This window comes from Sphingobacteriales bacterium, from assembly GCA_016706405.1.
Taxonomy (GTDB): domain Bacteria; phylum Bacteroidota; class Bacteroidia; order Chitinophagales; family UBA2359; genus BJ6.
In genome coordinates this window covers 46,921-61,735 of sequence record JADJJT010000001.1, presented here as the reverse complement: position 1 = coordinate 61,735, position 14,815 = coordinate 46,921, and the positions used below count along the sequence as shown (strand labels likewise).

Sequence of the window (14,815 nt, the reverse complement as noted above, 5' to 3'; positions counted from 1 at the left end):
ATCAATTATCGCATAAGGCAAGTAACGTTGGCTATTGGAATAAAATTTTTAAACTGTAGTTTTTTATTAAAGTCGGTTCTAATGCCGTAACTAAGCAATACAATGGGCGATACTTTAAGGTCGCCGCCAAAACTAAGCGAGTTGCGGCGTAAACCATCAATTTCAAGGTCGGGGTCAAACAGTTTGGTGTCCATTGACCACTCCATAAAAAAATTATATTTTAACGACCCATATCGTATATTTATGCCGGCTAAAATATCTTTTACCGGCTGTAATGATACTATCAAGGTGTCGGTTTTCGGAAAAGCGGCATATTTTAACATGCCTGTAAAATACCAATTATTGCCAACGCCATAGCCGCCATTTAGCCAAACACCATATCCGGCACGTTTTAAGTTTAGGCTATCAACAGTTTCGCGCTGGTAACTAAACACTTGGCCACCGGCAACTTCTAACATCGAGGCATTCCAACGGCGTTTCGAGTAGTCGTCGGCATGGCTAAGGTATTCGTCGCTAATAGATTTACGGGTTTCTTTCATTTCGCGTTTAGCGTATGCCAACTCTGTTTCAAGTTCAAAAATTTTCTTTTTATCGCGTGTTTTTTTGAGTTGTTTGGCTACTTCGCGCTCTTTCAATTTATAATTTTTGCGAGCATCTTTATAGGCCATCATCAGTGAATCAACGTAAACTTTTTCGACTAATTTATTTTTTTCGTGGAAAAGATTTAATTTTAAAGCATAAGCCAGTTGATATACCAAGCTGTCTGATTTTGTAATTTTGTTTGTGAAGGTGTTTACATTTGTGCCTGCCGAAACACTAAGGGTTGAAAGACTTTTTTCTATCCAACTCGCTTTACTGTAACGGTCTAAATTATAGCGGTACAATAACCAAAGAGGCTGTGCTTCTAAAGCAAGGTTTGGCGCTAATCTATAGCTTTTAAGACTCCAATCTACTTTAAAATCGCGCACGGTGCCGGGCTTAATAACCTCCGAGGGGGTAATGCCCAATAAAGCAAAGGCGGGCGTGGGTGGTATAGATAAACTTTTAGGTACTACTTCGTCTGTTGGGGTTACGGCAGTTTGGTCGGGAATTATTTGTGCGCAAAGTTTTAACTGCCCAGCCGAAGGGGCAAAAAACAAAAAGCAGCATAATAAAGTGGCATAAGCACGGGCAATAAGGTGTTGTAGTGGTAGTTTCATGTTTGTAAACTTGTTTGAGCAAGTGTATACGTGTGTTTAACTATAATTGATGCAGCAAAAGTACAATATTTTATATTGCCAATGCCAGCACATTTCGCAGCAATTTTTAAAAAAAATGGCAGGTAAAGACGCAAAAAGGCTTGTCAGCAAGGCTTTAAAGAGGTAGTTCGTTTAAATTATTTTTATGCTCTATAGTTTGCCCACACCTAATTAAAATACCAAAAACAACCTTAAAATATAGCTTTGTAACTTTAATAAAATAAAGTATCGCTTTGTACTAATTGTTAATATTGTTTAAAAATGACTTTGCCAACCCAAATAAAATGGGTATTATACTTATAATTATAGCTAATTTTGCCGGCTATTTAAACTTAAATTCTGATTTAGTTTCAACCCGTCAAAATATCCGGATAAAAACAAATCCTATATTTTTGTTTACAACTTAATTCTAAGCCATTAAATCTGTTTATCTATATATATTTATAAAAAATAGTAAGTTATGAAATGTCATTTAAAATTTTACGCCATTGTGCTGTTGTTTAATGTTTTTTTGTTTGGTGCTAACACTACCAACACCTTTGCCCAAAAAACAGCCAATAATAATAGCAACAACGGTCCGGTTTTATTTAATTATGGTTCAGAATCGGTTACATTGTCAGAGTTTAAACACGTTTACGAAAAACAAAATGCCAACGATGCTAACTTATACAGCAAAAAATCAATTGACGACTATTTAGACCTCTATATTAATTTTAAAATAAAGGTGCGCGAGGCCGAGGCCATGGGCTTAGACACTTTACCCTCGGTTAAAGCCGATTTAGACAAGTACCGGGCACAGCTTGAGTCGAGTTATATGCGTGACGATAAAATTAACGAACAACTTATTCGCGAGGCATACGACCGCCTGCATAAACGCCTGCGCGTAAGCCATATTTTAATTAAATGCGACGAAAACGCAGGCCCAAACGATACCCTAAACGCTTGGACAATTATTAGCGACCTAAAAACAAAAATAGACCAAGGCGCCGACTTTGCCGAATTAGCCAAACAACATTGCCAAGACCACGAAAGCGTGCGCAATGCAGGGGGCGACCTGGGCATTTATATTACCGCCTTTAGCACCGTTTACGCCTTCGAAACAGCCGCTTACAATACCCCAGTGGGGAAGGTTTCGCAACCAGTGCGCACCAAGTATGGCTACCATTTAATAAAGGTAACCGATGTAAAAAAATTAGATGTTGAAAGTGTTGAGGCAGCCACCATTTTTATAAAATCGACTGCCAAAGACGATGCCGCCAAACAAGAAGCAGCCAAGAAAAAAATTAAAGCTCTTTACAAAAAACTAAAAAAACAACCCCTATCTGTTTTTGAAGAAACAGCTAAAACCAACTCCGAAGACAAAGAAACAGCAGCAAAAGGAGGCAAATTTGACCAGCCAATTACCGTAGGCAGCACCTTGCCCGACTTTGAAAACGCCCTTTTTGCCCTCACTAAAATAGACCAAGTGTCGAAACCTATAAAAACAGATTTAGGCTGGTACATTATCCATTTAACTAAACGCAACACCTTAAGCAGCTACCAAGAAATGCACGACAAAATAAAAAGCCGCATTGAACGCAGTAACCGAAGCAAAATACCCCAACAGGTGTTTATACAACAAATGCGCGAGGTGTATAAACTTAAAGAGATGAGCGATGCCCGCAAAGAAATGGAGCGTAAAATTAGTGCCAATATTAATTCCGGAAAATTTTTAGCCATCGAATTATCCGGATTAAATGCCGTTATTTGCGAGCTAACTCTGCCCAACGCCGACGGCAAAGGCAATGCCCAAAAACAAAGCTATACCCAACAAGATTTTGCCCATTACATCGAAAAAAATCAAGCTCGCGGGCGCGGTGCAAGCAAAGAACAAACCTTTTCGAACCTCTACAAAATGTATATCGAAACTATTTTAACCGATGCCGAAAAACACCAAATGGTATATACAAAACCCGAATATGCCCGCTTGCTAAAAGAGTTTAGAGATGGCACCATACTGTTTGAAGCCATTGACCAGGTATGGAAAAAAGCCCAAAAAGACGAAGCCGGATTGGAAGCCTTTTACCAAGCTAATCAAAAAAACTACCAATGGCCACAACGCGCCAGCATAATACAATTTACCGCCAACACCAAACAACAAGCCCAACAACTACAAACCGCCGTTAAGGCTAACCCCAACCAAAAACCCAACGAAACTATTGCCAAAATTGCCCCGCCAAGCAACGACACCAAAATACAACACCCCACCGCCCACGAAACCATTAACGAAAAAGGCCAAATACCACTTTTAGACAAAATGGAATGGAAAGAAAATGCCATTTCCGAAATTATTGAAGAAGGTACAAGCTTTAAATTTATACAAATAAAAACAATTATACCCCCCGGCCCCAAACAACTTAACGAGGCACGAGGTTTTGTAATATCCGACTTTCAGCGGACTTTAGAAGAAGAATGGGTTAAAAACCTTAAAACTAAATACCCCGTAAGTATTAACCAAAGTACTTTAGAGCAAATGTATAAATTTGGAAAGCCCAAAACTAATTAAAACAAAATTTAAAACAACAGTTTAATTTTAAATGCTACGCCTGGAAGTTGTTTAAAAATTAGTTTATTGAAACAGTTTAGAACTATATGCCTTAGAACTATATGCCATTGAAGCAATTGCGAAACTAAGTCCTCTATAAATCTGTTTTACATTTTTGTAGCCTGTTTTTACCTCAATATTTTCTTAGTATCAAGTGTTTAAACTGTCACATCTTATTTATGCTTAAACAAATTCTAGGTCTCTATGTGGTTAATTATATGGGTTAATTCTTAAACAACTTCATGGTAAAAAAACAGACGAATTGCAATTCGCCCCGAAGATGTTGATAGTTCAAAAAAATTAAAAATACAAAATAAATTACATATAAAAATTATTGCAAGGCGCTCCCGTGCAATGGAAAATGCTGGAGGAGGTGGCTGAAAATCTTGACGCAATGAGAAAACCAGTAACAGGAATTATTTAAAATATCATTAAATTATCTCCATAAAACTTTCTCTATAAACGATCAAAAAGGTAAAAGATTTCATGCTCATGCTATTGTTACCACTTTGAAAGAACAATTACATGACAATTAAAATGCTTTTATTATTTTTTGCGTAGTAATATGTTGACCGCTAATAACCTGCACATAATACAAACCGGCAGGCAAAGGCTGTGCGGTTGTGTTAACTGTTGCTGTTATAATTTTGTCGTTGAATTGGTTATTTAACACAAAGGGTACTTGCACTAATTGGCCAACGGCATTGTATAGGTTAATTTGGGTAATATTGTTTTCGTTATTACTTATTGCGTTGTTTACAAAAATGGTAAACGTATTATTAAACGGGTTGGGCTGTACCGATACAGCTGTTGCCGTGTTGCTGGGTAAAACCGGATTAATGCCTACAAAGTTTACCTCAAATGGCTCGGAGGTGTATTGGCAGTAGCCCATCCAAGCGGCAACGGTGTAAACGCCATTTTCGGTTGGTGTAAATATGGGGCTATTGTAATCCTTAAGAGCAATGCCATTTTTGTACCATTGATAATTGTCGAAGCCGGTGGCACATTCAAGGGTTTGGCCTGTATGGCTTATGGCAATTTGCAAGTCAGGTGCAGAGGTTATTAAAATTTCGTACTCGGCAGTTAAACCTTCGGCAGTGTATGTGAGGTTGTGTATGCCTTCGCCAATTTTTGAAGGGTTAAAATTAGTAATTTCGGCACCATTGATGGCTAAAATACCGCCTGCGGGCTGCAAGTTTAAAGCTATTTCACCTTCGGTTACGCAGTAAGTTTTTCGCAGTTTAGGTATGCCTACAAAGGGCAACGGTTCGCCTTCATAATATTGTATTATCGAAATCATCATTTCGTCGTTAGTGGTGAGGCCAAAAGTTACTATCTTGCTACTGGTATTATCAAATTTTGCTTCTTGTATAAGTCCCTCGTTCTTTTTAAGGTTAATATAAGGCTCGTTGTAGCAGGTTGGGGGCTCGTCCCAGTTATACGAACCAAAATTTAGGTCATTTTTGCAATCATAAAACCCTTCGTATAGCTGCTCCCCTTTTTTGCTGTTCTTGTTCCGGAAAATGTCAAAGTCGGTGCCATATTTATGGGTATGCGAGCTAAGTAGCCAAATATTCCAATCTTGCGCATTATTAATATTGCCCGAAAAACTTGTTTCTCCGGGAGGAATAATTAATGAAAATGGGTCATAAATTAACAAATCTGATTTCATTTGCCGCAGGGCTGTTCCGGATGGTTGGGTATGAATATTAACATATACATCTACCGGAAGCACTTGGGTGGTGCTATAATTCCGAATATGCGAATTTAAGTCGAGCACGGTATTTTGAGGCCACGAAAAAGCAGTACCAGCCGGCAGGTTTATATCGTCGTTGTATTGCCAAACGGCAACTAATTCATGTTCATTGCCAAAGGCATTACTACCCAGTGTTACTTCGCGCAGGCCTTGTTTGTATTTACTGGCTTTACCATCGGCAAATTTATACAAGATAAAATGGTGCGAAAAATCGTTCATGGCTACATTTAGCCGTTTTACTTCGGTAGTGGCGTTTAATTGTATTTCGTTTTTAATTAAATATTCGGCTTCGCTGTCGGGGGCAATAAAAATAGGCAAAATGCAGCTGAAAACCTTGCCCTGCCTTGGGGGCTCGGGGCGCTCAACGGGGGTTACGCCACCTTCGGTGTAATAGGTTTCAATAAGGTTTAAATTTACGGGAGAACCTGTTTTGGGCGCGCCGGCAATAATCCATTGCCTTATAAATTCAAGTTCAATATTGTCAATAGCATTTGGCAGTATATCTTTAGGAGGCATCATACTTCCTTCGGTATCATCAAGGCTGGCATCTAAAGCGTGGATAAGACCATTATTTATTTTGCGCAGTAAAAAACTATTGTACGGATGGCCGGGTTTAATTAATTTATCGCCCTTGTTTGCGGCAGTAGTGTTATTGGGCGTTATGTCTATAAGTGCTTTATACACTTCGTCAACGGTACCATCTAATTTCAGGCTGTTGGTCGAGCTTTTAACGTGGCAACCCGCCGAGGTGCAGCCGTTGGTTTTTAAAATGTCAACTACTTGGTCAAAATTAGTCGTTTGTGCTACAACAATATTTTGATTATGCAAATTGGCACAAAAACCCAAAACAAAGGCGAATAAAAACTTAATAAAGAAACTAAAATTGCGTTGCTGGTTCATTGTTTTTTAAAATAGCAATACTATTACAAGGGCAATAGAATTGCGTTCAGTAAAAGTTAATTAATATAAATTTGGGAAGTGAAAATAGATTAGTAAAACAAAGGTAGCATAAAAATCCGGATTATTTTTTAACTGCAACTGTTGTTGGCACTTAAATCAATCCGGATAAAAAATTCAAATATAAAATCAAACTTTTGCACCAACACAAAACCATCTGTATCTGTTGCACGTTCAGTTTAGTGTTATGGCCATTAAAAGCCGTATATTTGTAGGGCAAATTAGGCAGTGCTTAAAAAACATATACTTTATATTTGAATAATAATGCTTTTTTACCAAAGATGACAACAACAATTAATGAGGTTTTACACTTTTTAGAGCAATGGGCGCCTATGGCCTGGCAAGAAAACTACGATAATGCCGGCCTTATTGTAGGCAACAGAATGGCAACTGTAACGGGCGCAATGATTGCCCTCGATGCTACCGAAGCCGTTATTGACGAAGCGATTGCTAAAAATTGTAATTTGGTTATTGCACACCACCCAATAGTGTTTAAGGGACTTAAAAGTTTAACAGGTAAAAATTATGTTGAACGTACCGTGCTTAAAGCCATAAAAAACGAAGTGGCTATATATGCCATCCATACGAATTTAGACAATATTCATACCGGCGTCAATGCCAAAATTTGCCAGCTTATTGGCTTAAAAAATTGTCAAATTTTAGAGCCTAAAAACCAAATATTGCTACAACTAACTGCCTACTGCCCTACACCGCAAGTTTTAGACCTTAGCAAGGCAATGGCACAAATGTTTGGCACAACCGAACCCATTTTTAGCGAGGCCAAAACCACCACTAACTTAGGCGAGAGCGTACCAATTACGAAAATAGAAACGGTAGTGCCTCAATACCAGCAAAACACAATAACACGTTTTTTTGAACCTACACAACCCGGATACGGCATAGCCTATAGCTTGGTGCCATTACAAAACGCACACCCATTAGTAGGGTCGGGTATGATAGGGCAACTGCCAACCGCACTAAACCCCCAACAATTTTTAAGCCATTTAAAACAAACCCTAAAAGCAAGTTGTGTGCGCTATACAGCCCCCACGCATCAGCTAATTGAAACCGTAGCCGTTTGTGGCGGAGCCGGCCATTTTTTGTTGCCCGCAGGCCATAGCCCAAAAAGCACAGGTTTTTGTAAGTGCCGATTTTAAATACCACGAGTTTTTTGATGCCGATAATCGTATTATGATAGCTGATATTGGCCATTACGAAAGCGAGCAATTTACCGGAAATTTAATTTTAGAACAGCTTACCCAAAAATTTGCTAACTTTGCATGTTTTTTAACAAGCGTACAAACCAATCCAATACATTATTATTAATTAATTAGCAACTAATTAATAATCTATCTGTATTTTTTTGCCCGAATTTACATTTTAAAACTTTATTAATTTAATAACAAATCTGCATTAGATTGTTTATGACTAAAATACAAGAGCTACAAACCCCCGAAGAAAAACTAATAGCAATGTACCGGCTTCAGCGCATACATTCAAAAATTGACGAACTTCGTACTTTAAGGGGCGAACTGCCTATTGAAGTACAAGACCTTGAAGACGAAATTAGCGGCTTAAATGTGCGAATTCAAAAATTAGAGCACGATATGGACGAACTTAATACAAAAGCCGATGACTATGCCAATACAATAAAGGAAGCCGAAACCTATATCTCTAAATATACCGAGCAAACCGACAATGTAAAAAATAGTCGTGAGTTTAACGCCCTAACCAAAGAGATAGAAATGCAACGCCTCGAAATTGAATTGGCTAACCGCCGCACCCGCGAAGCCCAGGCCGATATTGCCGAAAAAAGCCGCCTGTTAGCCGAAACCCAACTACGCCTAAACAGTAAACAAGTTGACCTTGAACACAAACGCGAAGAACTTAAAACCATTACCGCCGAAACCGAAATTGAAGAAAAAAAACTACAAAAAGCTGCCGACCGCGCAGTTTTAGATATTGAAGACCGTATGTTAACAGCATACGAACGCATACGTGGCAACTATAAAAATGGTTTGGCCGTTGTAACCGTAGAGCGCGACTCGTGTGGTGGATGCTTTGGCAAAATTCCACCTCAACGCCAATTAGAACTCAAACAGCGCAAAAAAATTATTTTATGCGAACACTGTGGCCGCATTTTAGTTGACCCCGAAGTTGAAGAGATAATTGAGTTGGAAAAATATATTAATAAATAGCACAAACTGCTATTATTTATTTTTTCTTGTTTTGGTTTGCTTTCTTTTAGAACAACGAAGTTGTTTAAAATTAGTTTATTGAACTAATTTGGAACTAGGATACTATTGAAGTAATCGCGAAACCATGTCGTAAATAAATCTGATTTACCTTCTTGTAGCCTTTTTTATCTCAATAGTTTCTTAGTATAAGTGTTTAAAACTGCCAAACCTTTTAATGCTTAAACAATTTCTATGTGTCTATGTGGTTAATTATATAGCTATGCCTTGTTTTTTTGCCACTTGCCCTTACCTTGTTGTTTGACTTTAATTATTCAATGGTTAAAATAGAAAATATTGAACTTGGCGAATTTCCGTTGCTGTTAGCACCCATGGAAGATGTAAGCGACCCACCTTTTAGGGCAGTTTGCAAACAAAATGGCGCCGATTTAATGTACACCGAGTTTATATCTTCGGAAGGGTTGGTACGCGATGCCCAAAAAAGCCTTAAAAAATTAGATATATACGAGGATGAACGGCCTATTGGAATTCAAATTTTTGGCTCGGACTTAGACGCGATGAGCGTATCAGCGCAAATGGTCGAGGCAGCAAATCCAGATTTATTAGATATTAACTACGGTTGCCCCGTTATGAAAGTGGTATGTAAAATGGCCGGAGCCGGTATTTTACAAGATGTTCAACGTATGGTAGCACTTACCCAGCGCGTGGTAAAAAGTACTTCGTTGCCTGTTACGGTAAAAACACGTTTGGGCTGGGACGAAAACACCAAAAACATTGTTGAAGTAGCCGAACGCCTGCAAGATATTGGCATTAAAGCACTATCCATTCATGGCCGAACCCGCAAACAACTGTACAAAGGCGAAGCCGACTGGTCGCTTATTGGCGAGGTAAAAAACAACCCACGTATGCACATTCCGGTTTTTGGTAACGGCGATATTGACAGTCCCGAAAAAGCCCTCGATTATAAAAACCGCTACGGCGTTGATGGCCTTATGATTGGCAGGGCATCTATTGGGTATCCCTGGATTTTTCGCGAAATAAAACATTATTTACAAACAAAAAACTATTTGCCGCCACCTACTGTGCCCGAACGGGTAGCCGTAGCCAAACAACACCTTTTGCGATCAGTAGAGTGGAAAGGCGAAAAGCTTGGTATTTTAGAAATGCGCCGACATTATACCAACTATTTTAAAGGCTTTCCGGAAATTAAAGCATGGCGCAATTTATTAGTTACTACAAACCACCTAAGCCAAATTTTAGATATTCTACATGCAATTACCCAGGCTTATCAAACCATACCCAACACCAACGAGGTAGTGTTAGTAAACCCACAAATTGCCGAGCAAGTATTATCGTCTTCATTTTTAGAAGGGCAGGTGTTTGCCTAACAAATAACCTAAGTTTAGTTTAGTTCAATTCAGCCATGCTTTTAGCTCCACCCGTTTTACTACCCTTCGAGTTTGAGCGCACAACCCTGCTTTGCCCAACCTACGGCCAAGCCCACAACCCTTGCGTAGTGTTATTACATGGCCTAAACGAAGATGCACAAATATGGAACACCATTTTGCCCACTGTAGCACAAAAATACTACGTTTTAACCCCGCAACTGCCCGGATACGGCAATACACCATTTTTACCCCGTAAAACATGGTCAATGCAATGGTTGGCAAATTGGATTAAGGCATTGTTTCAGGCTTTGCCCCCAGCAACAAAAAAGCCAGTATTGGCAGGCCATTCCATGGGAGGATATATTGCTGCCAATTTTGCCTATAAACATGCACAGCACCTAACAGGCCTATTGTTTGTGCATAGCACTACCTTGCCCGATACTGCCGAACGGCGCAAGCTAAGGCTAAAATCAATGGCTCTTATTGAATCGCATGGATTATTGCCCTATTTGCAGCCATTTTTTAAGCAATTTTTAACCCCGCAATACGCTCAAGCAAACCCCGCCAAACTAACCGAATTAACAAATAATGCCGCTAATTTTAATTGGCAGGCCATTGTTGGGTCATTAAACGCCATACGCGAACGCCAAAACCGGCAAAATATATTAAACAACCCGCAACTTAAAGTGGGCTTTATTATGGGTAAACTCGATGCTTTTGTGCCTTATGCCCAAAACTTAACCGAAATTGCACAAGCAAAATCGTCCGTTTATGCAGGTTTGCTGCCCAATGCCGGTCATGTATCTATGCTCGAAGCACCCGAGGCATTATTGACCCATTTGCTAACCTTTTTTGACTATTGTTTTGAGCAAATAAAATGATGTTGATAAATGGTAGCAATGTATTGATTGGCATTTTTATATTTGTTTGGTTAGTACAAATGGGATATTGGGTGGGTCTATTTATCCGGATGGCGTGGAAATTTAACCCTTTTTTATCCGGAAATACTACAAATTTAACTCAACCACAACCGGTATCGGTAATAATATGCGCACGCAACGAAGCAGCCAATTTAGCTAAGTTTTTACCTGCGGTTTTGCAACAAAATTATGCGGCGGGCTTCGAAGTTGTGGTGGTAAACGACCAATCGAGCGACCAAACGGCGGCAGTTTTGCAGGAATTTGCGCAGCAATATTTGCACTTAACCGTAGTAAATATAACTGAACAGCGAAAGGACGGTGGCGAGGCGGCAGCATCCGGAAAAAAACAGGCCTTAGCCCAAGGTATTGCCGCTGCTAAGCACCCTATATTGCTGTTTACCGATGCCGATTGCTATCCGGCCTCAAACGAATGGATAACCTTAATGACACAAGCCTTAAACAAACCAGCAGAATTAGTACTTGGTTGGTCGCCATACCTTAAACAATCCGGATGGTTAAACCGCTTGGTTCGCATCGAAACATATATAGCAGGGGTGCAATATTTGTCGTGGGCCTTAGCAAAAAAACCGTATATGGGCGTTGGACGCAATTTGTGTTATACACGCACGCTTTATGCACAAGTGGGCGGGTTTGCAGGGCATGGCCACCTAACATCTGGCGACGACGATTTGTTGGTACAAGCCGTAGCAAAAGGCCAATATGCTGTATCCATTTGTATTAATAAAAAGGCAACTTGTTACACCTATGCGCCAACAAACTTTGCGGCATGGTGGCGGCAAAAAACGCGGCATTTAAGTACCAGCCATCAATATACAGCTAAACACAAAATTTTTTTAGGTGCATTTTGGACCTCGCAGGTTTTGGTGAGTTTGCTTGGGTTGGTTGGCATTTATTTGGCAATTTTAGGGCAAAATACTAATTACCTTTTTTTGTATTTGGGTTTGTTTTTTATGCGTTGGGTAGTGCAGGGCATCATTCATGCGGGCATTAAGCGCAATAATAATATGGACACTCAATTAGTTAGTTGGGGATTTATGGTGTACGATTGGTTGCTTACCATTTATTATCTGTTATTAGCCCCGTCGGTAATTTGGCAAAAAAAGCAAGGGCATAAATGGCGGTAGTGTATTAATAAAACGCCTATAATTTGCCATTATGCGCAATAAGTTGTAATTTTGTGGGTCAAAAACAAGATGGCCCCGTAGTTTAATGGATAAAACGGAGGATTCCGGTTCCTTTGATGGGGGTTCGATTCCCTTCGGGGCTACTTTATTTGTTTGGAAGCACAATAAATAATCGGCATAATTAACCAATTTACAGGTTTAGTTGTGCCGATTTTGCTTTTTATTTAACTTTGTTGGGTGCAATTTAGGCGTTCATTCCTTTATGGTAGCATATTCGGCAGCGAGGCTCGTAAAGGTCTTTTTCGCCAATTACAATTAGGCTTTCGCTGTTGGTTTTGCGGAACGAGTGGCTGGCTAAATTGCCACATAACATACAAATAGCATGTAATTTGGTAACATACTCGCTTTTGGCCATTAATATTGGCATGGGGCCAAAGGGCTGGGCTAAGTAGTCCAAGTCTAATCCGGCAATAATAACCCTTTTGCCATTTAGGGCTAACTGTTCGGCAACCGAAACAATGCCCATATCAAAAAACTGTGCTTCATCAATGCCCACCACTTTTACGTGTTCGCTTGCGTTTAGCACGGTTTGTGCGCTTGTAACGGGTATGGCATTAATTGTTTTGGCATCGTGCGAAACAACATCATTAGCATCATAACGTTGGTCAATAAGTGGTTTAAATACAGCAACAGGCAAATTAGCAATTTGCGCCCGTTTAATTCGCCGAATTAGCTCTTCGGTTTTGCCCGAAAACATAGAGCCACAAACAACCTCTATCCAGCCGCTTTGCCGGTACTCGACTGACATAAATTCAATTTAACAAGTTGATTTAATTATTAATAGCAGGATGATGAATGGATTGAAGTGGCAAAAATACAATTTTCCGGATGAATTAACATGCCTAAACTCGCAATAGTAATTACTTAATTTTATCGAGCGGTAGTCGTTTGTGTTACCCAACAAGGAACTACAATTTTGTCGCCTATTTTTTTGCGGGCATTGCGCAGCATGGCCAAACTCGGAAACAAGGTATGGACGGCATTTATTTTGTCGGCTGCTTTTTGCGAGGGGTCTAAATCAAAAGCACGTGCATACATATCGGCGGCAGCCCACGCCACTGACCAACCCGACAAGCTATCGGTAGTACAAAAATCGCGACTTTTAAGGTAAAGGTCACCAATAAAAAGGTAGGGGTCGCCCCATCCGGGCTGGGCAATTATGGCTTGTTTAGCATAACCCCGCGCAATTTCAAAATTATCGTTCAGTTGTTCGGTTTTAGCCAACTCAAGCAAGGTGCGTGCTTTAAATACCGGCGATATTTCGAGTCGAACGGCGTCGCGCAGGTGTAAAATTTCGCTTACCATGTCGCCGCGCTGTGCATAGGTGCGGGCAGCTAACCTGTGTTGCATAGCCGTAGGTTTAACCTTTAACATGGCATTAAGTACCATTAAATAAAGGGTATCGTTTTTGCACTGGGTAAGCATCATGGTGTTAAAGGCGGTTTGCAGCGAGTCGAGGTTATTGGCGTTTGTTTGGCAAAGGTGAGCAATATATTGGGCAGTTTTTTGGCAGTTTTGCAGCGTATCGGCAGGTTGTTGCTTAATTACCGAGTATTGTTGTATTAGGTTGTAAAGTTTTCGCAGGGCTGTGGCGTGGTTAGCAGTGTTGTTTATTTGGTCGGTAGCTAACTGGTATTGCAGCACATCTATGCTATAACAATATTGATTTAGTATTTGCTGCTTTTTTATTTGCCCCTTGGTGTATGCACTTAACAGATATAATAAATGATGATATAAAATATCGGGCGGGGCATCTTCGGCATAAAAGTTTACGGCATCATTTAAGTAGGCATTTATGCTTTTAATACTATCCGGAAAATATTGCTGCATTAACCTGGCTTTCTGTGCCGATGCCAGCCCCCATTCGCCAAAATATACCGCTCTATAGTCGTAAATTCGCAACAAAGTATCTAAATATCCTTTAGTTAAGGGCATATTTCGGTATTTCCATCGGGCAAAATAGCTGTTATCGTTAGCGCAGTCGGTTGGTAAAATGCTGGGGGCAGTACCGTTTGCACAAACGGCGGCCTCAATTTGTGCCGTAAGAAGGTATAGATATAGTTTTTCGCCGTTAATTAAGGTTATTTTTCGGGCAGTGGGTGCGTGGGTAAACACTTGTCGCCAGTAGGGGAGGGCGCGCTCGTAGTCGTCGTGTTTAAAATAGTCGCGGTATTGTAAAAATTGGGTTCTGATTTGTAAACTATCGGTGCCCCAATAAGTATTGTCAATAAGCAGCGAGTCGTTGGCGGCGGTATAAACAGTCGGCGTTACCTGAGGCGGGCTTTGGGTTGCTGAGGCGGTTGTTATAACGGTATCGGTTGCAATTTTGTGGTGTGTTGCTGTATTGCCCAAAGGCCATTTGAGGTTTTTAGGCGTTTGAGGTTTTTGGGCACAAATTTGGTTGATTAGCCCTGATCCGGAAAAAAACAAGGCAAAACTAAAGAAAAATAAAGTCCGGATTAAAATAAAACGGCAAACTTTTACAGATAGAACCATCATCATTACCAGCGCAAATACATTTTTTTTTATTAATTAATTAATGAACAGACGTGCAGATGATTGCCGCACCTGC

9 protein-coding genes, 1 tRNA gene and 1 pseudogene are annotated in these 14,815 nt (G+C 40.0%); 7 read left to right on the top strand and 4 right to left on the bottom strand.

Annotated elements, in window-relative coordinates; genetic code table 11:
- Nucleotides 1-5: 5 nt before the first annotated feature.
- Complete coding sequence (locus IPI59_00275; GenBank protein ID MBK7526009.1) at nucleotides 6-1,199, bottom strand: hypothetical protein; 1,194 nt, start codon at nucleotides 1,197-1,199, stop codon at nucleotides 6-8.
- A 499-nt stretch (nucleotides 1,200-1,698) separates the two neighbouring features.
- On the opposite strand from IPI59_00275, the gene IPI59_00270 reads away from it, so the two are divergent.
- The gene (locus IPI59_00270; GenBank protein MBK7526008.1) at nucleotides 1,699-3,783 is read left to right on the top strand and encodes a peptidylprolyl isomerase; all 2,085 of its coding nucleotides are present in this window, start codon (nucleotides 1,699-1,701) and stop codon (nucleotides 3,781-3,783) included.
- A gap of 571 nt (nucleotides 3,784-4,354) precedes the next feature.
- Here the strand turns inward: IPI59_00270 and IPI59_00265 are convergent.
- Nucleotides 4,355-6,478: a T9SS type A sorting domain-containing protein gene (locus tag IPI59_00265; protein ID MBK7526007.1), complete on the bottom strand. Its 2,124-nt coding sequence runs from the start codon at nucleotides 6,476-6,478 to the stop codon at nucleotides 4,355-4,357.
- Nucleotides 6,479-6,816: 338 nt separating this feature from the next.
- Here IPI59_00265 and IPI59_00260 point away from each other — a divergent pair.
- The 6 genes and pseudogenes from IPI59_00260 (at nucleotide 6,817) to IPI59_00235 (ending at nucleotide 12,326) form a co-directional block, all read left to right on the top strand.
- Nucleotides 6,817-7,861, top strand: a pseudogene (locus tag IPI59_00260) (Nif3-like dinuclear metal center hexameric protein).
- A 98-nt stretch (nucleotides 7,862-7,959) separates the two neighbouring features.
- Nucleotides 7,960-8,733: a hypothetical protein gene (locus IPI59_00255; GenBank protein ID MBK7526006.1), complete on the top strand. Its 774-nt coding sequence runs from the start codon at nucleotides 7,960-7,962 to the stop codon at nucleotides 8,731-8,733.
- Nucleotides 8,734-9,047: 314 nt separating this feature from the next.
- Nucleotides 9,048-10,118: a tRNA dihydrouridine synthase DusB gene (gene dusB / locus IPI59_00250; GenBank protein ID MBK7526005.1), complete on the top strand. Its 1,071-nt coding sequence runs from the start codon at nucleotides 9,048-9,050 to the stop codon at nucleotides 10,116-10,118.
- Nucleotides 10,119-10,153: 35 nt separating this feature from the next.
- Entirely contained in the window at nucleotides 10,154-10,999 is an 846-nt protein-coding gene (locus tag IPI59_00245) for an alpha/beta hydrolase (GenBank protein MBK7526004.1), read from the top strand.
- Nucleotides 10,996-12,183, top strand: a complete 1,188-nt coding sequence (locus IPI59_00240) for a glycosyltransferase (protein MBK7526003.1) — start codon at nucleotides 10,996-10,998, stop codon at nucleotides 12,181-12,183. Before IPI59_00245 ends, IPI59_00240 begins: the two co-directional genes overlap by 4 nt.
- A gap of 71 nt (nucleotides 12,184-12,254) precedes the next feature.
- A tRNA-Arg gene (locus IPI59_00235) sits at nucleotides 12,255-12,326 on the top strand.
- A gap of 101 nt (nucleotides 12,327-12,427) precedes the next feature.
- Here IPI59_00235 and IPI59_00230 read toward each other — a convergent pair.
- Both IPI59_00230 and IPI59_00225 read right to left on the bottom strand, forming a co-directional pair.
- Complete coding sequence (locus tag IPI59_00230) at nucleotides 12,428-12,991, bottom strand: thymidine kinase (protein MBK7526002.1); 564 nt, start codon at nucleotides 12,989-12,991, stop codon at nucleotides 12,428-12,430.
- A gap of 122 nt (nucleotides 12,992-13,113) precedes the next feature.
- Nucleotides 13,114-14,745 (bottom strand): hypothetical protein, encoded by a 1,632-nt coding sequence (locus tag IPI59_00225; GenBank protein MBK7526001.1) that lies wholly within the window; start codon nucleotides 14,743-14,745, stop codon nucleotides 13,114-13,116.
- Between the last annotated feature and the right edge of the window lie 70 nt (nucleotides 14,746-14,815).